This is a genomic window from Myxococcales bacterium (assembly GCA_016703425.1).
GTDB lineage: Bacteria > Myxococcota_A > Polyangia > Polyangiales > Polyangiaceae > JADJCA01.
In genome coordinates this window covers 627,262-648,372 of record JADJCA010000001.1, presented here as the reverse complement: position 1 = coordinate 648,372, position 21,111 = coordinate 627,262, and the positions used below count along the sequence as shown (strand labels likewise).

At 68.8% G+C, this 21,111-nt stretch carries 17 protein-coding genes; 5 read left to right on the top strand and 12 right to left on the bottom strand.

What is annotated here, in order from left to right; genetic code table 11:
- The first annotated feature begins 183 nt into the window (after window positions 1-183).
- On the top strand, window positions 184-2,202 hold the full coding sequence (locus IPG50_02745) for a hypothetical protein (GenBank protein ID MBK6691115.1): 2,019 nt from the start codon (window positions 184-186) through the stop codon (window positions 2,200-2,202).
- Between the two features lie 89 nt (window positions 2,203-2,291).
- Here IPG50_02745 and IPG50_02740 read toward each other — a convergent pair whose 3' ends face one another.
- From IPG50_02740 to IPG50_02695, 10 genes are all read right to left on the bottom strand, one after another.
- Window positions 2,292-3,083, bottom strand: coding sequence for a hypothetical protein (locus tag IPG50_02740; protein ID MBK6691114.1), 792 nt, complete (start codon window positions 3,081-3,083; stop codon window positions 2,292-2,294).
- A gap of 90 nt (window positions 3,084-3,173) precedes the next feature.
- Window positions 3,174-4,661 carry a hypothetical protein gene (locus IPG50_02735; protein MBK6691113.1) on the bottom strand — a complete coding sequence of 496 codons (1,488 nt, stop codon included), beginning with the start codon at window positions 4,659-4,661 and terminating at the stop codon, window positions 3,174-3,176.
- Window positions 4,662-4,769: 108 nt separating this feature from the next.
- Window positions 4,770-5,180, bottom strand: a complete 411-nt coding sequence (locus tag IPG50_02730) for a PilZ domain-containing protein (GenBank protein ID MBK6691112.1) — start codon at window positions 5,178-5,180, stop codon at window positions 4,770-4,772.
- Between the two features lie 3 nt (window positions 5,181-5,183).
- Window positions 5,184-5,597 carry a PilZ domain-containing protein gene (locus IPG50_02725; GenBank protein ID MBK6691111.1) on the bottom strand — a complete coding sequence of 138 codons (414 nt, stop codon included), beginning with the start codon at window positions 5,595-5,597 and terminating at the stop codon, window positions 5,184-5,186.
- Window positions 5,598-5,745: 148 nt separating this feature from the next.
- Window positions 5,746-6,783, bottom strand: a complete 1,038-nt coding sequence (locus IPG50_02720) for a hypothetical protein (protein ID MBK6691110.1) — start codon at window positions 6,781-6,783, stop codon at window positions 5,746-5,748.
- Between the two features lie 73 nt (window positions 6,784-6,856).
- Window positions 6,857-6,997: a hypothetical protein gene (locus tag IPG50_02715; GenBank protein ID MBK6691109.1), complete on the bottom strand. Its 141-nt coding sequence runs from the start codon at window positions 6,995-6,997 to the stop codon at window positions 6,857-6,859.
- An 83-nt stretch (window positions 6,998-7,080) separates the two neighbouring features.
- On the bottom strand, window positions 7,081-10,599 hold the full coding sequence (locus IPG50_02710; protein ID MBK6691108.1) for a protein kinase: 3,519 nt from the start codon (window positions 10,597-10,599) through the stop codon (window positions 7,081-7,083).
- 166 nt (window positions 10,600-10,765) lie between these two features.
- On the bottom strand, window positions 10,766-11,224 hold the full coding sequence (locus tag IPG50_02705; protein ID MBK6691107.1) for a DUF533 domain-containing protein: 459 nt from the start codon (window positions 11,222-11,224) through the stop codon (window positions 10,766-10,768).
- Window positions 11,221-11,889: a sterol desaturase family protein gene (locus IPG50_02700; protein ID MBK6691106.1), complete on the bottom strand. Its 669-nt coding sequence runs from the start codon at window positions 11,887-11,889 to the stop codon at window positions 11,221-11,223. Before IPG50_02700 ends, IPG50_02705 begins: the two co-directional genes overlap by 4 nt.
- Window positions 11,890-12,013: 124 nt before the next feature.
- The gene (locus tag IPG50_02695; GenBank protein MBK6691105.1) at window positions 12,014-12,343 is read right to left on the bottom strand and encodes a hypothetical protein; all 330 of its coding nucleotides are present in this window, start codon (window positions 12,341-12,343) and stop codon (window positions 12,014-12,016) included.
- 237 nt (window positions 12,344-12,580) lie between these two features.
- Here IPG50_02695 and IPG50_02690 point away from each other — a divergent pair, with 237 nt between their 5' ends.
- Window positions 12,581-13,015 (top strand): MarR family transcriptional regulator, encoded by a 435-nt coding sequence (locus IPG50_02690; protein MBK6691104.1) that lies wholly within the window; start codon window positions 12,581-12,583, stop codon window positions 13,013-13,015.
- A gap of 110 nt (window positions 13,016-13,125) precedes the next feature.
- Here IPG50_02690 and IPG50_02685 read toward each other — a convergent pair whose 3' ends face one another.
- Both IPG50_02685 and IPG50_02680 read right to left on the bottom strand, forming a co-directional pair.
- A complete protein-coding gene (locus IPG50_02685) occupies window positions 13,126-16,917 on the bottom strand; it encodes a FecR domain-containing protein (GenBank protein ID MBK6691103.1) in 3,792 nt (1,263 codons plus the stop codon).
- Between the two features lie 262 nt (window positions 16,918-17,179).
- Window positions 17,180-17,434: a hypothetical protein gene (locus IPG50_02680; protein ID MBK6691102.1), complete on the bottom strand. Its 255-nt coding sequence runs from the start codon at window positions 17,432-17,434 to the stop codon at window positions 17,180-17,182.
- A 228-nt stretch (window positions 17,435-17,662) separates the two neighbouring features.
- On the opposite strand from IPG50_02680, the gene zwf reads away from it, so the two are divergent.
- From zwf to pgl, 3 genes are read left to right on the top strand one after another with little or no spacing between them, the layout of a single operon-like run.
- Window positions 17,663-19,195 carry a glucose-6-phosphate dehydrogenase gene (zwf, locus tag IPG50_02675; GenBank protein ID MBK6691101.1) on the top strand — a complete coding sequence of 511 codons (1,533 nt, stop codon included), beginning with the start codon at window positions 17,663-17,665 and terminating at the stop codon, window positions 19,193-19,195.
- The gene (locus tag IPG50_02670; protein MBK6691100.1) at window positions 19,192-20,355 is read left to right on the top strand and encodes a glucose-6-phosphate dehydrogenase assembly protein OpcA; all 1,164 of its coding nucleotides are present in this window, start codon (window positions 19,192-19,194) and stop codon (window positions 20,353-20,355) included. Before zwf ends, IPG50_02670 begins: the two co-directional genes overlap by 4 nt.
- Window positions 20,352-21,101, top strand: a complete 750-nt coding sequence (pgl, locus tag IPG50_02665; protein MBK6691099.1) for a 6-phosphogluconolactonase — start codon at window positions 20,352-20,354, stop codon at window positions 21,099-21,101. Before IPG50_02670 ends, pgl begins: the two co-directional genes overlap by 4 nt.
- Window positions 21,102-21,111: the final 10 nt, after the last annotated feature.

Below are 21,111 nucleotides of genomic sequence, written 5' to 3'. Positions count from 1 at the left end.
CGGTCTGTGCAAAGCAGCGAAGGGCCCGACGCCGTGCCCAATCACAAGTGCGGTGTCGTCGAATACGCCTCACGGCGGCAATCGATCTGCCGAGCCTACGCTCACGCGGAATCATCCCCAAGAGCCCCGCGCGCCCTGCTGAAATCCTTGGGCCGGACGCCGCGTCCGACTACCGTGTGCGACATGCGCTCGCGCCCCGCTTCCATGGTCCTTGCCACACTTCTCGGCGCCTGCGCGGCAGGTCCCGAGGCGGCAACGCCGCCGGCGACGCCTGCCGCTCCGTCAGCCCGCGGCCCGCAAGCGCCATCGGTCTCAGCGCCCCCGACCAAGGTTGATCGCGATCGCTTCAACGCCGTGGCCTTTGCGTCCGGGGAGCCGGTCTTTTGGGAGAATGACAAGGACGGCAACGGCGAGCCGTCGGAGGGCGAGGTCCGCTCGCTCTTGTTTCACGACGCCGCGTCTCCCCTTGCGGAGATCGTGGCGCGCGTCGCCAAGCGCGCTGTCGCCAAGCAGACGCCCGCCGCGGACGCGCGGCTGGCGCTCATCGCCCAGGAGACCTCGCAAATCAGACCCATTCTGGTGCGCTCCGACCTGCGCGACCTCGCGCCCTCGGAGAAGGCCATGGTGCGGCACCTGCTGGAGGCCACGAAGGCCGTCGATCGCTTGCACGCGCGGCAGCGTGGGATGATGGCCGTCGCGGGCAAGGTGGCGGCCGCTGACGCGGAGAGTCGCGCACTCTTTCGTCGCAACTGGGGGCCTCGTTGCGTGGCCCCGACGACGGAGACGAAGCCTCAATGCACCGCGATTCAAGGCGTCGACACGTTGCCCGTCGACGTCTACCCGGCTTCGCTGCAGAGCGACCCGAAGTTTTGCGCGACGCTCGAGAAGCATCCGGCGCAAAAGAGCCTCCTCGATCCGTTTACCGTGGTCCGCGAGCGCGCGGGGGCGCTCGTTGCGGTTCCCATGCATGAGGCCTCGACGACGCTCGACGGCGGTGTCGAGTCGCCCTATCGGGTCGACCTGGAGGCGGCTGCGGCGGCGCTCGACGCGGCTCAGGTTTCCGCGCGGGAGTCGGACACGGCTCTGGCCGACTACCTCAAAGCGGCTGCGAAGGCCTTCCGCGACGGCTCTTGGTTCGAGGCCGACGTCGCGTGGTCGAACATGAGCGCGAGGACGTCGCGGTTCTTCGTTCGCATCGGTCCCGACGAGACGTATTGGGAGCCCTGCGCCCGTAAGGCGGGTTTTCACGTGTCTTTCGCGCGCGTCGACAAGGCCTCGCTCGCTTGGCAAGACAAGCTCGAGCCGGTGAAGCAATCGCTCGAGGAAGCCATCGCGGCAGCCGCCGGTCCGCCGTATCGAGCGCGCAAGGTCGCGTTCCACTTGCCCGAGTTCATCGACGTCGTCTGGAACGGCGGCGACAGCCGCGACGCGCTCGGCGCGACCGTTGGCCAGAGCCTTCCCAACTGGGGCCCCGTCGCGGCCAAGAACAAGGGACGCACCGTCGCGATGGCGAATCTCTACACCGATCCCGATAGCGTGACGTCGCGGGCGCGCGCTGCGTCGGCGCTCCTGTGCGCCGAATCGATGAAGGACTATTCCACCGCACGCGAGGCGAGCCTCGTCTCGACGATCCTGCATGAGGCGACACACAATCTCGGGCCCGCGCAGGAGTACCGCGTCCGCGGCAAGACCGATGAGCAGTGGCTCGGCGGCGGGCTCGCGTCGACGATGGAGGAGCTGAAGGCGCAGACGGGGGCGCTCTACTTCCTCGACCTTCTGCAAAGGCGCGGCGTCCTCAACGAGGCCTTGATGCGTGCCAGCGCCACCGACAGCGTGGTGTGGGCCTTCGGGCACGTGGCGCGGGGCATGGTGTCACCGTCAGGCGAGCGAAAGCCGTACGGTCAGCTCGCGGCGATTCAGCTCGGCGTGTTGGAGGAGCAAGGTGCGCTCGCGTTCCGCGGCGAAGCGCTCTCCGCCAACGGCACCGACCGCGGCTGCTTCGCGATCCGCTTCGACGCGTGGACCAAAGCGACCGAGGTGCTCATGGGGCTCGCCGCGCGCCCCAAAGCGACGGGCGACAAGGCCCTCGCGGAGACGCTCGCCAAGAAGCACGTGGACGCCGCGCGCCATCACGCGATCATCCGCGACCGAATGCTGCGCGAACCCCGTCCGAGCTTCGTCTACGCCATCGATCTCGATTGATCTCGATTGAGCGCGCTCCCCTGACGGAAGCGCGCTCGCCTGACCTTGCTGACGGCGTGGGCCTTCACACGCGACGCCGTCAGACGCGTTCAGCGCGTGACGGCGATGACGATGACCACGACCACGACCACGAGGAGCGCCGCGATGATGCCCATCGGCGGGCCGGCCTTCTCGGCGGGCTGGATCGCGTCCTTCGTCGCCTTGGCGATCGGAGCGGCGGCCTTGGGCTCCGGCTTGGGTTCGGCTTTCGGTTTGGGCTCGGCCTTCGGCTTGGCCTCCTCGACCTTCGCTGCCGGCTCAGGCTTCGGTTCGGGCTTCGCCTCGACCTTCGGCTCAACCTTCGCGGTGGCAGGCTCGGCCGCGGGCGCCGCCGTGACTCCTGACGGAGGCGGTCCGTCGTCGAAGGTGATCGCTGGCGTGTAGGTTGGATCGCCCTTCGCCGCGGGCTTGGGGGCTTCGACCACGGGCTCCGGCTTCGGCGCTTCGACGGGTTTGAGTTCGACGACGGGGGCTTGGGCGACGGGCTCCGGAGCGGGCTTCGGTGCCTCCGCAACCGGCTGCGGTGCGGGCTTGGGAGCGGGCCGCGGTGTCTCGACGGCGGCCGGCTTCGGAGAAGGCTTCGGTGTCTCGACCACCTTTGCGGCGGGCTTGGCCTCCGCGGGCTTGGGGGTGACCTTGGCCGCGACTTCGACGGGCTTCGGCGACGGCGCGGGGGCCGGCTCCGGTGCGGCCCGCGCGACGAGCGTCTCCTGCATCTCATCGACGACGGGTGCAGGTGCCGCGGCAGGGACTGCGGCCAGGCGCGGTCGCGCCTCGCCGGCGCGCTGCTCGACGCGTGAAAGGAGCGTTTCCAACTTGCGGATTTTCTCGGCCTTACCCATCGCCCGTAGACCGTACGGGGGGGCGCCCGAGGCTGTCAATTGGTTCCGGCGGCAGCCCGCGCAGTCCGTGTTGCCTGCGCTGAGAGCCGCTTAGGGCGTGGGTGGCTCGGTGGGGATAGCTCCATTTCCTACGAAGGCGACGATGCTGCCGAAGTCACGGCGCTCGAAGACCGCGCCGCTGGCCCGGAGGCGCGCGTGAACCGACTCGGCGGCCTCGTCGGAGCGATACTTGTCCACGATGTAGGCATGACGCGGCGCCTTTTCCGCGAGGGCACGGTATGGCAGGTGGCGATCCTGGGCGCGGTGGCTCGGCACGACGACGAGTCGCTCTCGCGCGAGGAACGTGAGCCGGTAGGAGACCCAGTAGTCGGCGACTCCGAAGCGGATGCCGTCGCCCACGAGCGCTTCGACGGCTCGTTGTTCGTCATCGTGGCCCGGCAGCGAGACCCACCGCAGCGGAGACGCGGTCACCGGGCCCAGGGCTGCGAGACCGCCGACGAGTCCGGTGGCGAGCGGCGCAACGAGCAGCGCGGAGAGCGCCTTTGGCGAGAGCCTCGCTGCCAGCGCCGCCATGGAGAGGGGGGCCGCCAGGATGGCCGCAACGAGGTAGCGCATCGAAAAGTGGTCCATCACCATGACCGACAGCAGAAAGCCTGTGAGCGTCGCCCACGCCATCGTCGCGCCGACCAGGCTCACGCGCCGCGCGGCCGCTCCGCTCGACCTGAGAAACGCGGCGAGCGGCGCGACGAATGCCGCGGCGGCCAAGGTCGCGGCACCGGCTCGCATGAGCCAAGACAACGGAGCGGGGGCAGACCACGCGGCGTAGTCGCGGACCCACGTGGGTCGAAAGACCATCGAGCCGAAGGCCCAAGGGCCGCACGACGCCCAAAGGAGCGATAGGTTCTTTGGGATCACCGCCGTCGCTAGTCCCGCTTCACCGCTCCTCCACTCCGGATGCCGAGTGAGCAGGACGAGGGGCACGAGCCCGGCGGCGGCGCCCAAGAGAAGCACTAGGGCGCGGGATGGCCCCGCTCGGGCGTGCGGGCGAACCACCAGCGCGGCCATCACGACGAGCGCCGGTAGCATCACCAGGGCGTACGGGTCGGCGAAGATGGCGAAGGCACCGACGGCGCCACCGGCGGCGAGCCGGGCGCGCGAGGGAGGCTCTTCGCCGCGTGGCACGAACGCGAAGAGGCTTATGAAGACCAGCGTGAGCGCCGCTTGCCGCGGCGGGTAGAGCGCGTACGAATGGACCACGGCGCCGGTGAACACCAACAGGCACGCGAGCAGGAAGGCCCGGGCGTGCCCGATGGTCCGCTCGAGCACCGCGTACACCAAGAGGGTGGACACCACGTGCAGCGTGAGCGCCGAGAGCATCAACGCGGAGGGCGAAGGGCCGAGGAGAGCGAAGAAGCCCGCGGCCCAGAACGCGTCCACGGAAGTCTGGTAGTGGCTGCCCAGGAGCAGCGGCGAAAACTCACCCCGCAAGACGTGCATCGCCTGCAGGCCCACGAGCGCGCAGTCGGAGTTGGTCGTCTCGGGATGGAGGAGTGCCGGCGCGCGCGCCGCGAATGACATGACGACAAGCAGCGCTGGACGGACAAGGCGCCAAGGCACGCCGTAGCTATACTTCCCCGCCCCTGCCGCGGCGAACGATTCGCGAGCGCCTCCTGGTCCGCGAAGGCTCTAGGTGAGCAGGCTCATCACGGTCGCGGCGTAGTCGACGCGTCGAGCGCGCGCAGGCAAGGTCGGCGGAATGCGCCGCAAGTTGCCCCGCAGGATGAGCCGCGAGACTGCGTCGAGTGACTCGAAGCGCACCGCCGCCGCGGGCATGCGGTCGGTGGTTCGGCGGCCGCGAAGGAACCGCGCCACGGTGCCCTCCACGTGGAACGGGATCGCGAAGGGCGTGAACGTGAAGGACACCATCACCTGGTCACCAAAGGCGAGCTCATCCATGGCGCCGACGAGCATCCCGTCTTCGGAGAGGTCGAGGCTCTTCTTGCCGATGACCTTGAGGTCCTTGGCGCGGACCAGCGTGCACGGGACCTGGATGGCGCGGCGGATCGCGCCCCGTTGCCGCATCGGTTGCATCAACATGGGCTAGGCCGCTCCAATGATGATGCGCGTGACGGACTCGGCGTAGTCGACGCGGGGCGCGCGGCTTGGCGGCGACGGGCGATAGGTCGAGAGACTGGCCTCGAGCAGGCTCTTGGCGATGCGGTCGAGCCGCTTGAAGCGAAGGCCAAGGGCGCGCCCAAAGTCGCCGGGTCGCCGGCCGTGCACGACGCGCGCGACGCGCGCTTCGGCGTCGAACCAGGTACCGAGGATCGGCGTGCGGAAGCTGACGAGCAGATCCTCGCCCGTGAGGACGCGGTCGTTGGTCAACACAAGCATGCCCTCAGGAGAAAGATCGAGGGTGCTCTCGCCGACGAGCCGAAAATCGCGCTCGCGAACCACCTGGCACTCCACGACGACCGATCGGCGAGCCGCACGCCTTTGCTCCATAGGAACCATGAGCCCAACCATCGGAAACCTCCCAGCAACGCCCCGGGGTGGGACGATGTGGGCAAGAGTAGTTGTTGGTGGGCCTGGGACTCAACAAAACGGGGATCGCTCCCCGCTCGCCCGCCCCGCCCTGGTCTGGCTCGGTCAGCCGGCTCGGTCAGGGAATGCGGCGGCGAATGAAGTCGATGCGGTCTCGCAGGCTGCCTGAGCCCGACGGGTCGTCGTCGGGTGGCGTCGACGGGCGCATTGACCCGCCGGGAGCCGTCGACGCCGACGTGTTGCCCTCGCCGCCGTCGCGTTGCGATTGCTCAGTCGGCGGCGGCCCCATCGCTTCGCTCTCCACCGCGGCCATCACCGTGTCGTCCGTGAGCAACGCGGGCTCGGGACGCCGCGACCGGTAGGGCGGAACGGACCGCGCCGGCGCAGCCGGCGGAGTCGTGGGTGCGGGCGGCGACGACGCCGACGACGGTGACAGGCCGTCGGCGACCGAAGGCGTGGACGCGATGGTGAGGCCACCTTTGAGCGCAAACGCGTCGAGCGCCGCGATGAGGACGTCATTCGGCGTCTGCGTGACGATCTTGTCCCACCCGATGGCTGCGATGAGGCCCGTCGGCGAACCGTTCCCCGATTCGTGGATGCGGCGAACCCACTCTGTGAGGTCGGCCTTGGTGAGCCCTTCGGCGATGACCTCGGTGCCTCGGAGCTTGCCGCTTCGGCTCTCGACCGTGTCGAGGAACCACTTCGCGTCGAAGAGGCCGAGCGTGTAGGCCGTGTCGAAGGCCTTGAGCAGCGCTCGCTTCGATAGCTTTCCGCCCCGCCAGAGGGCCCACCACGAGGCCAGCGGCACCCACTTGATGACGATGTCGGGCGAGAGTCCTTGCTCGAACGAGTCGGGGTCGATGTCTCCGGCCGTGAGTGCGTCGTAGACCACCGACTCGATCTTCTCGTCCGAGTCACGCAGCGCCGCCTTGAGTCCGCGAATGTGCCACTCGGAGAGGATCGGCCCGCGGACCTCCTTCGGCAGGTACCGAAAGACGAGATCGCTCGAGCCGGCCTCGGTGTACGGGAAAAAATGCTGCAAGAACTCCGAGCTGGTCCGCACGCGGCCTTCCGTCGTGCGTCGATGTTCTTCGACGGTGAGACAGAACTTCGTAAGCGGTGCTGCGAGGTCGTTGCGGGGAATCAGTCTTTCCACGTCATGCTCCCGGTTCGCGGATCAAGGCTGCTGCACTTGAGCGTGGGCTGCTGGCGAGCAGCAGAGCCAAAGCTCACTTCTTCTTGGGAGCGGCTTTCTTCTCCGGCGCGCCGGCGGTCGCGCTGGCGGCCTTCTTCTCTCGCCACTCGGCGAGCTTCTTCGTGCGCCTTCGTTTCTGTCGATTGCGGACCGGCGGATCTTGCGGGCTTGTCATGGGGCCGATGGTACGGCGCCTCGAGGCCAGATGGAACGGCCTCTATCGGTCCGTCGCGCGATGGGCTCGCCTGAGGCCGCGAGTCAGATTCGCGGCCACTCGACAGAGACGGGAGCTTCCGCTTCGGTCTTGTGGATGGCGAGCCACGCGTCGAGGCGCTCGCGCGCTTCCGGCGCCCACTCGAGCTGCGCAAAGCGCGCTAGGAGCTGGGGCGTGTGGTCGCCGGAGCGTATTTTTTCGCCATAGGCGACGCGCGCCCGATCGATCTCGGCGGCCGCGTCCTTCCAGCGCCCCTCTTCTCGAGCCAGCCACGCGCGTGTGAGGTGGCGGTGCTGGCGCGGCTCGGCCTCTTGGATGGCGATTTCGTCGCAGGATTCGACGAGCTCGCGGGCGCGCTCGTCGCCGCGCGCGAGGGCGACCTGCGCGAAGAGGAGCCGCGCCTCGACGTCGCCCCACGGATCGTGGAGCCTCAGGTAGATCTTGGCCGCGACGTCGGCGTGGGCCAACGCCGCATCGTAGTCGTCGGTGTCGATGGCGATCATCGCGAGGAGACGCTCGCAGGCGGCCTCGCCGCGCGGGTTCACGAGCTCGCGGAACGACGCGCGCGCCGCGAGCGCTCGGACACGCGCCCGATCCATCTCAAAGGCCCGATGGTCTGCGTGGCCAAGAACGACGTCGCATTGCGCGAGGCCGAGGCGATAGCCCATGGCGTCGAATTCTGAGCGCGCCTGGTTCAGCAAATCGCGCGCCCGTTCGTAGGCGCCAACGGCCGTCGAGATCATCGCGAGCAGGATGCAACACTGCGCGTGGCCCAACGTGTCGCCGAGGCGCGTGCAGCGCGAGCTCGCTTCGAGGAGCACGTCGCGCGCGCGCGCATGTTCGCCGAGCAGGTAGTCGATCTCGCCCAGCACGACCTGCGCCTGCGCGTAGCCCGCTTCGTCGGCGAGGGTGCGGAACCGATCGAGCGCTTCGAGCACCAGCTCGCGACCGGTGGCGGGGCTCCCGAGATCCGAGTCGATGTGGCCAAGCAGACGATAACCGTGGGCTTCCTTTGCGGGCTCCCCGGCCTCGTGGAACGCGGTGCGCGCGTGCTGGGCATGGGCGCTCGCGTCGCGGAGGCGCCCCGTGTGACGCAGGGCCTCGGCTCGCCAATAGGCGTATTCGGCCGCCGTGCTACCGCTCACGCGACCGTCGATCATTTCGAGGTCGCGGAGCGTGGCCGCGGTGTCGCGGCCGCGGCGCCAAGAGCCCTCGATGAAGCGGAACATGAGCCGGGCCGCGACCTCGTCGTCGCCGGCGCGGAGCAGGTTGCCGACGCGGTGTTTCATGATGCGGCGCGAGCCGACGGCCGGGTGCTTCTCGAGCGCGTCGGCGGCGAGGCGGAAGATCGCAGGCGCGTCTTTGCGCTCGCTCAGGCGAGCGAGCACGTGCTCGAGCAAGAGCGCGTGCGGCCATCGGTATTGATCGTTGCCCGACGGGAGCAGGATCTGCGCCCGGGTGAGCGCCATGAGCGCGTCGCGCGCATCCATGCCGAGGGCGCTCACGAGGGTCTTTAGAACCTCGCCGCGAACGTCTTCGCCGAGCGCCGCCGCCGCGTACGCGCTCGTGCGAAGCTCCGTGGGGACGGCGCGAAGGCGCTCGTCCCAAAGCTCGGCCGTCGTGATGGCCCTGCCCTGCAGCGCGCTGTCGGGCACGCGGTAGCGCCCCTCGTGCATCGTGAGGTAGCCCCCGCCGGCCCACGCGTGGAGGAGCTGAAGCGCGAACAGCGGATTGCCGCGGCTCTGTTGGCGGGCCCGCGCGACGGCGTCGTCATGAAGCGGCAACGACGAGCGCAGGAGCGCGTCGGTGGCTTCGGCGCCGAGGGGCCGGAGGTCCATGACCTTGCCGTTCCATTCGGCGCGCGCGCCTTCGAGGCGCAGCGCGGCGTCCAGGTCGGTGCCGAGCGCCTCGCTCCGCGCGGTCGCGACCAGCAACAGGCGGAAGCCGGAGTTTTCGTGCAGGAGGCGGCGAATCACGGAGAACGTGTTCGGCGATGCGTGGTGCAGATCGTCGGCCCACATGAGGATGGGACGCTCGCGACCGATGCGCTCCAACACCTTCCGGATGACGACCCAGCGGAGCTCGGGCGTGTCGAGGACGAAACGCTTTCCTGTCGGGCCGAGCGGGGTGATGGTGCCCGGCGGCGTGGGCCTCAGCCACTCGGCCGTCGCGGCGACCCACGTCAGGGCGTCGTCGTCGTCGGGGCTGACCTCCCAGCGGCTCATGAGCGTTTGCTCGACGAGCGCGCGGTCAGCGCCTTCCAGATTGAAGTGCGCGTTGACGGCCCCGGTCACGCCGTCGAGTGGGGTTGGAATGCGGCCGTAGCGAGCCCGGAGCGGCACCATCAGGCCGAACTCGTGCACGTATTCGCAGAGCCACGACGCGAGCCGGCTCTTGCCGACGCCGGCTTCGCCGATGAGGGCGACGAACTGCCGCGCCATGGCCTTGCCCGAGACCATCTCGACGATCAGCTCGGCGAGCTCGGCGCGCTCTTCCTCGCGACCGATCATGGGCGACGGCCGGAGGCCCAAGAGACCCGGCGCGAGCGAGCGGGCCGCGGCCACGGCTTGACCGAGCGCGGGACTCGACGACGGTGCTACCGGCGGCGCCGGCGCCGCGGACATCACCTCTTCCAGCGTGGCGCTCTGCGCCGGACGGTAGTGCGCCCAGACGCGGCGCGCGTCGGCGGAAAACTCGAAGCGTTGCCAAGGGCGCTTCGCGAGCAACCGATGGACGAAGGACCCCACGCCCTCAGGGATCGCCGGCGCCAGGGCCAAGGTCGGGATCGGCGCGCGCTTGTGGGCGCGGAGGACGTCTTGCGCGTTGCCCTCGAAGACCTCTTTGCCGACGAGAATACGATAGAGGATGCAGCCCAGGGCGTAGAGGTCGGTGGCGGGACCCACGAGCGTGGCGGCCTTGCGGATTTGCTCCGGAGCGACCCAGCCGACGGTGCCCGCCCCTGCGTGGGTCGCAAGCTCTGGCGAGGGAGCGCCGTCGAGGCGCGGGTCGTGGAGCTGTTGCCGTAGCCACGCGAGCCCGAGATCGAGGATGTACGCGCGCGGTCCGCGCCCCGTGGTCGCGAGGTCGAGCATGACGTTCGAGGGCTTGAGATCGCCGTGAATGACGCCGCGTGCGTGGGCGTGAGCGAGCCCCGCCAGGACCTGATCGACGAGCGCCCAAATGACGGGCCAGGGCATCGTCGTCGTGTGCATCCATTCGTGCACGCTGCGCCCCGGCAGTGCGTCCATGACGAGGTAGGGTGACCCGTCGGCCAGCGTGCCGAAGTCGCGCGCGTGCACGAGCGCGGGATGATCGAGCGCCGCCACGGCGCGCGCCTCTTGGTGAAACCACCAGGTCTCTTCGGGGCGAAGTTGCCCCTTTGCTTCGTCAGGAGTCCGGAGCCGCTTCAGGGCGACGCGCTCGGCGCTCACGAGGTCGCGACAGAGGTAAACAACGCCCATGCCGCCGCGGCCCACCTCGCGGATGACCTCGTACCGGTTGGCGAGCACCATGCCGGCTTCTCCGCCGGGCGGGACGGAGGCTGGCCGCTTCTCTTGCGACATCGTGACCTGACCTGATCTCTGGGAAGTACTGCCTACAGAACGGGGAGTACCGCCTACGGGATAACACAACCTCTCCGCCTCGCACGGTAGAGGGCGCAACAAGATTGGCAGAAATCCCCGCGGCCCGCTTCTTTGTGCGGGGCGGCTCCGCAGCGTCTCCGGCCAGCTAGCGGCTCGACGGTGACGCGAGCCGCTCGCCGATCAGCGCCCTCAGCTTGTCCAAGTCGTAGCGCGCGGGCTTGCGATCTTCGGGCAGAGCCCCGACCTCGTTTACGAGCCCCTCAGCCTTGGCGCGAAGCTTTTCGGGTACGCCGAGCGCCTCACCGAGGGCTTGCACCGCTGCCGTTTCGGCCTCCGACGTGCTGTCGTCAATGGCCGCGAGCCAGCACGCCATCGCGTAGACGAAGATGCGATCTTCCTTGCTCAGGCTCGGGAGATCGATGCTCTCGAGGGGAATCGGCTTTGCGGTGGCAGCTTCGATGTCGGCCACGTCATCGAGCTCGAGGCCCGCCTCAATCGCCGCGCGGACGATGCCGTCGGCTTCGTCGGGTTCAATTTTTCCGTCGGCCCAAGCAATGGAAGACAACGCGAGGAAGACTCGCTTGTCGATGGGCGCCGCACTCATGCCTGAGCCGCCGCCTCGGCGCGGGCGCGCTTCGTCTTCGGCATGGTGCGGAAGACGATGTCCCAGAGCGGCGTCGACACACCAAAGCCACCTTCGTGATCGGCGTGGTGGTGGAGCATGTGATGGCGCCGCACCCACTTGCCGAGGCGCGTGCGCTGCTTGAAGTGGTGCACGGCGTAGTGGGTGCCGTCGTATCCGAGGTAGCCGAGGATGAAGCCCGCGAAGAACGGCTCGCCGAGCCGAGCGCCCATGACCCCGATGAACAGGGAGTAGAAGATGATGGCGAGCGGCGTGCTCGTGAGCAGCGGCATCACCAGGCGATCTTTGTCGTTCGGGAAGTCGTGGTGGACGCCGTGAAGGAGGAAGTGAATGCGCTTCCCCCAGGCGGTGTCGTTGGTCCAATGGAAGACATAGCGGTGGAGGAAATACTCGGCGAGCGTCCAAAAGAAGACGCCGCAAGCGAAGAGGCCCGCGATGGCGCCCACGGAGAGGTCCGCGCGAATCCATCCGGACCGGGCGACCATGAAGACCATGAGCGGCACCCAGGCGACGAACGGTGTGGCGGGGTGAATTCGGGAGAATCGCTCGAGAAACGCGCTCTCGAACATCCGCGTTGTTTCGGCCTTGGGCTCACGTACCGGCGCTTCACGAACGGACGCTGTCATCGCAACCTCCGGCGGCATCTTCGTCGATGACGATTGCCACCCGTTCAGCGACGGCACGTTAGACGCCACGGGGGGCACGTGCAAGCTCGCAGGCCGAGTTTTTTGGGCTCGGCCGCGGGAAAAATCACGGCGGCGGCGGCTTTGTTGGAAAGCGCGAAATGTATTCGTCCTTGTACTTCGAATGGCAAGCTTTGCACGTCGCGCGGACGGCGTCGGCGTCGCCAGCCGTCGCCGCATCGACGCCCTTCTTGGCAATGGCTGACCACTCCGTCCACGCCGGGTCCGGCACCCAGGTGACGAGCTTGGTGAGGTTCTTGGTGAGGCCCGGATAGTCGCCGCGCTGCGCTGCGAGTGTCTGCTTCATCCAGGCGCCGAGCGGCGTGGCGGCCTTCTTCTCGGCGGAGCCGGTGCCGACGACGGCCATGAGAGCGGCACCCAGAAGCAGGGAAAACATCGACCGCATCGCGACTCCTCGATTCGCCATAGGAGGCGTTAGCTTACCCGCGTCTCACCGGCTGAACCAGCCGTGCGCGTCACCACAAAGACAGCACAACGTGACTTCGACGAAAGAATCGCCGCGGGCATTCAAAATTGCTCCCATCAAATTCATCGAGAAATTCGGCGAATCGAACACGCAAGACACCTTGATGCTTGACGCGGGCGCCTCAGCTGTAGGATGCAAGGAACCCTCATGGCAGACCACGAGAGGTTCGTGCGGGCAGTTCATGTTGTGGCCCGCGCGCTCGGGCGCGTCCACCGAGAGCGCGCACGCGTCGGCTCGGTGACCCCGCAACAGGCAGAGACGCTTCAGCTCATCGCAGAGCGGGGGGCGGTCTCCACTTCTTCCCTCGCCGCCCTGTTGGGCATCGACCCGTCGACGGCTAGTCGAAATTTGTCGGGACTCGAGCGAGGCGGGTTCATCACGCGGAAGAAGGGCGCCGATGACGGTCGACAGACGGATGTCCGTCTGACCCCGCGCGGTCGCCGCATCGCCGACTCGTTTTCGAACGGGGCCGGCCAGACCTTCGCGAGCTTCCTCGACAAGCTTCCGCGCGCCGAGCGGCAGAAGATGACCGACGCGATGGAGACCTTCGCGCGCATCCTCGAGTCCGACGCGAAGCTGTAACGGGGGACTTGGCAGTCCCCTCAGTCGCGCTAGCGCGCGACTGAGCCTCCCCTCGCCTGACGCAACGTCAGGGCGCCCGCACGGCGGAGCCGCGCAGGCGCCGGCGCGTTCTATCGGAAGACCTCGAAGGGCGCGCCCGTCGGGCCGGGGACTGGGATAAACTCCTCGTCGAAGCGGACCTGCACGCGTCCGACCGTCGAAACCGGCCCGCTCAAGACCACCGGGAAAGACGACTGCTCGCCGAGGGCGCGAACGGTGAGCTGCACGCGGACGGGGCCCTGCCCTGCGGCACGTGCGAGCTCAAGCGTGAAGGGGCCGGCGCCGCTTGAGGCGAGGGCGAGCGTCTCGCGGGTGCGGCTCGTGGGGTCGAGCGCGCGCACGTTCTTGCTGCGCGAGACCCATGAGTAGCGTTGACCGTTCGGGTCGAGGATCGCGAGATCGATGTCGGCGCCTGCGGAAGCATCCCACGTGGCTTCGACGACGATGTCGCCCCGCAACGACTCGCGCCCCACGTCGGTCTTGGCTTTCCGCGCCGCCGCCTCGACCGCTGCCGGATCCTTGAGGTCGCTCAGCCAAACGCTGCCTCGACCAACGCGCTCTTCGCACGCGAGGGCTCGCCCCACGCGCTCGACGTCGACGCCCGTGAGGATGCCCTTGGTGTCGACGACGCGTTGCTCACCGACCGACACGCGGAACGCACACGCCGCGTCCTGGTCGCCGGCGCGCTCATGCGATTGGGCGAGCGCTTCGAGCGTCGTGGTGTCGGCCTGCCCGGCCGCCGCGACTCCCGAGAGAACACGCAAGGCCCGCGTTCGGTCGCCGCCGCGCGCAGCGAGATCGGCTCGCATCGCCGTGGCGTCGGCGTCCATCGGGTCTCTCGCGGACCACCGGGCCAAGACGTCGCCGAGCTCGTCGAGGGCGCCGTTCGCGCTGAGCAGGCGCGCCAAATCGCGATGCTTGTTCCGCTCGTCGGGCGCGGCTTGGGCCGCCGCCCGCGCCGCCGTCACGCGCGCGGGGGTGACGGGCGGTGCGCTCGTCTGGCTGATGTTGGCGTGCCTTACGAAGATGCGCTTCATCCACTGGCCGCGCCCGAAGTTCGGCGGCCGAGGGGGACGGCGCGCCAACGGCGGGGCCATGGTGGGAGCCGTGGAAGGCTGCGCGGCGCGCTCTCGTTGAGCGCTGTCCTCCTTCGACTTCTTCGCCTCCTCAATGGGCGACGGGCGGGCCTCGCTCTCGGCGGCCGGCGCCGGCGCCTTCGGGGCTGGCGCGCCTTGCCCGACGGCGAACTCGTCGCGGGTGGCGCGCGACGCGACCGCGCCACCAAAGCCCGCGGCGGCGCCCTTCGGGCCGTTGTCCTTGTCGCCGTACCCGTTTGCTGCGAGGCCGCCGAGGCTCCCCCCCAGATCTTCGGCTCCCGTGGCCAGCGTCGCGACCGTCGTCGCGTCGGCCGATTCTTCACCGGTCCAGGTTGGCGCGACGGAGTTGCGGTCGATGCCGAAGGCCTTGAACATGGCCTCGCTCTCCAAGACGAGGAGCGACGTGTGTCGCGACGGCACGCTGAAGCGTTGCGAGAGCTTGACGACCTCAGCGCGCTCCGCGTCCGTGCGCGCCCGATCGTCCATGTCGGCGATGCGCGCGGCCGCGAAGACGCGCGGCACGAAGGCGTTGCCGGCGTTGGTCGAGGCTCGCAGGTCGACGGGGTATTTGGCCTCGAAGGGCTGCCCCGCGACGCGACCGCGGAGGACGACGTCGCCGCGGACATTTTCTCGCGTCATCTTCGCGGCGAGCACCAGCTCCCCGCCGGGGCGGATGGAGGGGAGCGCACGAGGCGCAACATCGGCCAAACCTTCGGGCAACGTCACCTCAACGTCGCGAAGCCCCGCGCCGTAGGAGGCGGTGACGACGTCGACGGCGGTACCTTCGAGCGTCTGGCCTGGCGCGTAGGGGACGACGAGGCCGCCGCCGGCGCGCGCCACTCCCTCAAGCAGTCGCACGTCGGCGTCGGCGCCGATGGGGACCGCGACGAGGGCGGTGCGCGCGTCGCCGAGCGCGTCCTTCGCTTCGCGCATCACGCGCTCCGGCGTCCGGTAGCCTGCGCCCACGACGCCGTCGGTGATGAGAATCACGCGAGCGTCGCGGGACGCGTCGCGTCGGCTCGCGGCGCGACGCAGCGCGCCGACGAGGTCTGTGGCGCCGTCAGGCTCGATGCCCGAGAGGAAATCCGCGATGCCCTTGGCCGTTTGGCCGCCGGCGTTGACAAGACCGCCGGGCGCTTCGCGGCACGAGATGTCACACGCGAGCACCGTCACCCGGTCTCGCCGATCAAGCTCCTGGGCGATCTGCACAGCGAGGCGCTTGGCGCGCTGGTAGCGCTCGCCGAACATCGACCGTCCGCTGTCGACGACGAGCACAACATCGCGCGGCTTCGTCTCGCCCCACGTGGAAAACTTCGGACGAAGGGCCAGCGCCGCGTAGGATTCGGGCGTCCCGCCCTCGTTCGACGTGTAGCCCCACGCGGTCACGTCGCTCGCGCGATCGGCGAGCGCGTACTCGACGGTGAGATCGCCGGTGGGCACGAAGTCACGCTCGGCCATCGCGAAGCGCTCCCCTGCCCCGTCCGCCGCGGGCCCAGCGCCAGCGCGCTTGAGCTCGTAGCCGCGCGGACGAACCGCCTTCTTGGGATCGCTACCGAGCACCTGAAGGTCCAGGTCGAAGTTGCCGATGCGCAGCTCGCTCGCCGTCGATTGAGGCAACGGATACGTGTAGCGGCGGACACCGGCGACGGGCGCAAGGTTCTCCGTGTAGGCGATGACGATGCGTCGCGAGCCTCGCTTGGGGATCGGGAAGATCTTCAGCTCGAAGCGCCCTCCGCGCTTCCACTCGAGGAGCGCCGGATCGCGCCACGGGCCGGGCACCCAGAAGATCTCCTCCTTCGGCTTCGGCGTCTTCGGCGCGGCGTTCTGAATGACGCCGCGCCAGATGGCCGCGCCTTTGGCTTTGTCGACGAACGAACCGTCGAGGAGCTTGCCGTCGACCTCGAGAGCCAGCCGCTCGATCTGCGCGCCCGGTGGGAGCGGAAACCGGTAGATGCCCTCGAGCTCGTCGTCGCTGTCGTTGCTGAAGACCTCGTCGATTTCGGTCCGCGCGACACCGCCAGCGATGCGGACCTTGACCTTGTGATTCGAGAGGCGCACGGCGCGGTCCTTCTCGTCGGACTTGCCGGGCTTCTTCGCCCGCAGCTCGCCGAGGCCGCTGACGGGCAGATCGCCGTCCTCGTTGTGCATCGCCTTGCCGAGGCCTTCGCCGAAGGCGAGCCGCTGCGCCAACCCCTGGACCGGCGCCAGCTCAAGCTTCGCGCCCTTCGCAGCGATCCCTTCCTGGCCGGCGCTCACGGTGACCTTCTGGGAGCCGTCCTTGAGCTCGACGGTCCCGCGAAGGACTTCGACGCTGGTTCGATCCGCGGTCGCCGTCAGCGCGAGCTTCGTGCCGGTGACTTCCACCTCGCCGCTCTCGGTGAGAAAGATCGCAGGGGGCGCGCCCTCTTGACGAAGCACGTCCGCCATCACGACGCCCTCGGTGACCCGCATCGTGCGCGGGGCCGCTTCGAAGCGCACCGTCGTCTGGCGGTCGAGCGCCAGGACCGTGCCGTCGTCGAGCTCGATGCGCGCGCGCGCGCGCGCGTCGGTCTTGAGCTCGGTGCCGGGCCCGATCTTCGTTCCCTCCGCGAGCGAGATCTCCTCGCCCTTGGCGTTCTTCGCCTTGAGCTGCGCTGCGCCGTCGCCGGAGCGGATGACCTTGGTGAGCGTTCCCGCGAAGGCCCTAGTGGACTTCGCGGTCGCCGAGCCTCGACCCGCCAGCGTGTAGCCCACCGCAACAGAGGCGGCGACGGAGGCAAGGCCCACAGCAATCAGCCACCCGGGCACCGCGCCGCGCGCGCTCCGGGCCGGGCTCGCGAGCGTAGGCTCTGGGGCGGTCCGTCCGTCAGTGCTTGGCGTTGCGGCGGTCGGGCGGTTCGAGCTTTCTTGGTCCACAGCTCCATGAGACGCCGAAGGAGCGGAAAGGATCTAGTGTGCTCTTTTTGCCCCGACCGGCGGCGCCAACGTTTCTGCCGCTAAGGCGCGGGAATGATTCGGGACAGTTGGCCCCACGCGTCCGCTGGGAACGCTAGTTCAAGTGCTTGCGCGCGAGAATTCGCGCGGCCTCTTCCGCCGCCTCTGCGATGCGCTCCTTCACCACGTCGGGAGGCGCCGCGCTGTCGACCAAAATGCCGAAGGCGCCCGCTTCGTCTTGGAACAGCCCGCCGGGCGCGATGGTGTCGCTGTCGCGATCGTAGTCGGCCTCCTGAACCGGAACGGTGACGACGGTGGTGCCTACCTTGACTTCGACGTAGCCGACGAGCCGCGTTCCGGTTTGCAACATGGCGAGGAAGGTAAGCACGCCTCGTCACCTGGCAATGGGCGCGTGTGGGCAGTCGTGCGCCGCCGGGCGAAGAACGGCGGAATCATTCTCGTCGCCCCTTCATGAACGGGAGGCGCATCAGGTAGCCTGGCGGTCCTCGCCTGCCGTACGCCGTATCGGGGCTTGCTTGCGTTTCCCAGCGCGAGAGCCCGGTGAGGGACCAACGCACTCTCCGTGGAGCTGGAGCACATGATCGACAATCCGTTGCGACGAGGCCTTGCCGACGATCGAACCGGTGACGCTTGCGCCGTCGTGATCTTCGGCGCGTCCGGTGATTTGACCCGGCGAAAGCTGATGCCGGCGCTCTACAACCTCGCCGTCAGTCGGTCCTTGCCGAGCGCGTTCGCGGTCGTTGGCGTTGCTCGGCGCGAGAAGTCGACCGAGGGATTTCGCGCAGAGATGCGCGAGGGGCTCGATCGGTTCTCGCGGCGCAAGCCCATCGATCCCGCGGTCTGGGGTGATTTCGAAAAGGGCGTGTCTTACGTCCGCGGCAGCTTCGATGACGCCGCCACCTACCACAGCCTGCGAGCCCACCTCGAGAAGCTCGATCAAGAGCGCGGTACGCGCCAAAACCGCCTCTACTACTTCGCCGTTTCGCCAGCCGAGTTTGGCACCATCGCCAGCGGTCTCAAGGAAGCGGGGCTCGTCGCGGCGTTCGGCGGCCGCGGCGCGCCCTGGACCCGGGTCGTCGTCGAAAAGCCCTTTGGTCACGATCTCGCGAGCGCGCGCGAGCTGAACGAGACGCTCCTCCGCGTGTTCGACGAGCGGCAGCTTTTCCGCATCGACCACTACCTAGGCAAGGAGACCGTTCAGAACCTGCTCGTGTTCCGGTTTGCCAACAGCCTCTTTGAGCCCGTTTGGTCGCGCGAGCACGTCGACCACGTGCAGATCACGGTGGCCGAAGAGATCGGCGTTGAAGGACGGGGCAAGTTCTACGAGCAAACGGGCGTGACCCGCGACATCGTCGAAAACCACCTGATGCAGCTGCTCTGCCTCACGGCCATGGAGCCGCCGATCTCGCTCGACGCCGACGCGGTCCGCGATGAGAAGGTGAAGGTCCTGCGCTCGCTCCGGCCCATTGAGGGGTCGCTTGTGCACCAGAACGTGGTGCGCGGCCAATACGGCCGCGGCCTTGTGCGTGGTGACGAGGTGCCCTCGTACCGCGAAGAGCCCGACGTGGCGAAGGACTCGCAGGTTGAGACCTACGTGGCCATGCGGGTGCTCGTCGACAACTGGCGCTGGAGCGGCGTGCCGTTCTACGTCCGCGCCGGCAAGCGGATGGCGCGCCGCGTGACGGAGATCGCGGTGCATTTCCAGAAGGTGCCGCACACCCTCTTTCGCGCGCCCGACGGCGGCATCACGCCGAACGTCCTCGCGATGCGCATCCAGCCCGACGAGGGCATCGCCATTCGGTTCATCACCAAGGAGCCGGGCCAACACACCATCCTGCGCGAGGTGGCCATGGACTTTCGTTACGGCTCCGCCTTCGGCTCCAACACGCCGGAAGCGTACGAGCGCCTGCTCCTCGACGCGATGCGCGGCGAGGCTACGCTCTTCACGCGCGGCGACGAGGTCGAGCATCAATGGGCCTTCGTCGACCCGATTTTTGCAGCCTGGGCTCAAGGCGGCGCGCCGCCGCCGACCTACGTGGGCGGCGCTTGGGGACCGGAGCAGGCCGATGACTTGCTCGCGAAAGACGGGCGCCGATGGAGGAAGCCGTGACGCGGGTCGGCGCCGTTGTCTCGGAGGTCGAGGCGCGGCTGCGCGAGGTGTGGCTCCCCGTCGATGGCGAGCCGAACAAGGCGCGAGCGTGCACCATGAACCTCTTGGTCGTGGGCGCGCCCGATGTGGTCGACCGCTACCAAGCGATCGTCGACGAGGTCACGAGCGCGATCCCCGCGCGGGCCATCCTGCTCGCGTTGGATCCCGAGGGCCCCGATGGCCTCTCGTCCGACGTGTCGGCCGTCTGCGGCGTCGACGGGACGTGCTCCGAGCGAATCATCCTTCGCGCGTCGGGCGCGGTGTCCGCGCGTGTGGCAAGCGTCGTCGACGCGCTTCGCGTTCCTGAGATGCCCACGGCGCTTGTTTGGCTCGGGCGCGTTCACGTGGGTGACCCGATCTTCGTGGGCCTCGCGGGCGATGCGACCCGCGTCGTCCTCGACACGGAATACACCTCCATCTCGAGCCTCTTGTCGCTCACGCGTTGGGCGCGGACGCGCGTGGCATCGATGCGCGAGTCGTCGCGCCCGCCGTCGATGGTTCCCGGGGGCTCGCTGGCGCCGCCCGGTGCGGCTGGCACGGGAACGCCTTACGTCGCCGACCTCGCATGGACGCGGCTCCTCTCGTGGCAGGAGATGATCGCCCGGCTCTTCGACGACCCCGGCCTCGTGGGTCACGCGGCGCGCGTGCGCCGCTTGGAGCTGCGCCAGGCGGGCGAGCCGGGAGCGCGCCTCGGGACCGAGCTTACGCTGTTGCTGGGCTGGCTCGCGACGCGGCTTGACTGGAAGATGGCGCGCCTCGGGGGGCACGTCCGGCTCTCGCGCGCCGATGGTGAGCCGATTCAGTTGGTCCTCTCGTCGTCGCCGCGCCCGCCGCAGGTGGCTCCCTTGGCGCTTACGAGCGTGACGCTCGAGGCCGAGTCGGGGGGCGTTACTCTGCGCGGCGTCGTTCAGCGCGATCTCGACACGGAGCCCGACGTCCTCGTGTGGCGCCTCGCCGCCGACGGCGTTCCCAGCGCGACGGAACAGCGTGTGCGCCTTGGGGCGAACAAGGGCGGACGCCTCCTCGAGCGAACGTTGCACCGCGCGCCCTACGATGCCGCCCTCGTCGAGTCGGCGAAGTTCGCCGACGAGATCGGGGAAGAACTGGTGTGCACCGGATGACTACCAAGGTCGTGCCGGGACTCTTGTCGGCTGTCGCGAACCCCGCGGAGGCCGCGCGCGAGGCTGCGTCGCGGATGGCCAAGGCCATCGCCAAGGCTCTATCGGAGCGTGGCCAAGCCTTCATTGCGCTCAGTGGCGGTTCGACGCCGAAGGCCGCCTACGCGCTGCTCGCCGACGCGCCGGGGCTCGATTGGACGAAGATTCACGTCTTCCTCGTCGACGAGCGCGCCGGCGCCGCCGACGGTGACCGGAGCAACTTTCGAATGATCGACGCCGCTCTCCTCACGCCGGCAAAGGTGCCGCGCGCGAACGTGGCGCGACTCGAGGGCGAGCGCGCCGACCTCGACGCGGCGGCGCGCGCCTACGAAGAGGCGCTGTTGAAACGGGTGCCCACCGACGGCGGCGCGCCCGTCTTCGACCTCATCGTCTTCGGCATAGGGGCCGACGGTCACACCGCCTCGCTGTTTCCCGGCGACGGCACCGTGAATCTGCGCGATCGCCACGTCATCGCGACGCCTTCGCGAGAGGGCCGGGAGGCGAGGCTCACATTGACGGCGCCAGTTTTGGAGAAGACGCGCGCCGCCGTTGTCATCGTCCTCGGCGCCGAAAAGCACGCGGCGCTCGAGCGTATTTGGTCGGCCACGGGCGACCTCGAAAAGACGCCGGGCCGCGTGCTCCGCTCAATCAAGGGGTCGATCGTGTGGATCATCGACCACGCGGCCGGCGGCCTATCGAACGCCCCATGATGGCGCTCGG

What these genes read in the sequence shown, in the direction of transcription:
- IPG50_02745 (MBK6691115.1), top strand. Translation starts at nt 184, where the DNA reads ATGCGCTCGCGCCCCGCTTCCATGGTCCTTGCCACACTTCTCGGCGCC.
- IPG50_02740 (MBK6691114.1), bottom strand. Translation starts at nt 3,083, where the DNA reads ATGGGTAAGGCCGAGAAAATCCGCAAGTTGGAAACGCTCCTTTCACGC.
- IPG50_02735 (MBK6691113.1), bottom strand. Translation starts at nt 4,661, where the DNA reads ATGTCATTCGCGGCGCGCGCGCCGGCACTCCTCCATCCCGAGACGACC.
- IPG50_02730 (MBK6691112.1), bottom strand. Translation starts at nt 5,180, where the DNA reads ATGTTGATGCAACCGATGCGGCAACGGGGCGCGATCCGCCGCGCCATC.
- IPG50_02725 (MBK6691111.1), bottom strand. Translation starts at nt 5,597, where the DNA reads ATGGTTCCTATGGAGCAAAGGCGTGCGGCTCGCCGATCGGTCGTCGTG.
- IPG50_02715 (MBK6691109.1), bottom strand. Translation starts at nt 6,997, where the DNA reads ATGACAAGCCCGCAAGATCCGCCGGTCCGCAATCGACAGAAACGAAGG.
- IPG50_02710 (MBK6691108.1), bottom strand. Translation starts at nt 10,599, where the DNA reads ATGTCGCAAGAGAAGCGGCCAGCCTCCGTCCCGCCCGGCGGAGAAGCC.
- IPG50_02705 (MBK6691107.1), bottom strand. Translation starts at nt 11,224, where the DNA reads ATGAGTGCGGCGCCCATCGACAAGCGAGTCTTCCTCGCGTTGTCTTCC.
- IPG50_02700 (MBK6691106.1), bottom strand. Translation starts at nt 11,889, where the DNA reads ATGACAGCGTCCGTTCGTGAAGCGCCGGTACGTGAGCCCAAGGCCGAA.
- IPG50_02695 (MBK6691105.1), bottom strand. Translation starts at nt 12,343, where the DNA reads ATGTTTTCCCTGCTTCTGGGTGCCGCTCTCATGGCCGTCGTCGGCACC.
- IPG50_02690 (MBK6691104.1), top strand. Translation starts at nt 12,581, where the DNA reads ATGGCAGACCACGAGAGGTTCGTGCGGGCAGTTCATGTTGTGGCCCGC.
- IPG50_02680 (MBK6691102.1), bottom strand. Translation starts at nt 17,434, where the DNA reads ATGTTGCAAACCGGAACGCGGCTCGTCGGCTACGTCGAAGTCAAGGTA.
- zwf (MBK6691101.1), top strand. Translation starts at nt 17,663, where the DNA reads ATGATCGACAATCCGTTGCGACGAGGCCTTGCCGACGATCGAACCGGT.
- pgl (MBK6691099.1), top strand. Translation starts at nt 20,352, where the DNA reads ATGACTACCAAGGTCGTGCCGGGACTCTTGTCGGCTGTCGCGAACCCC.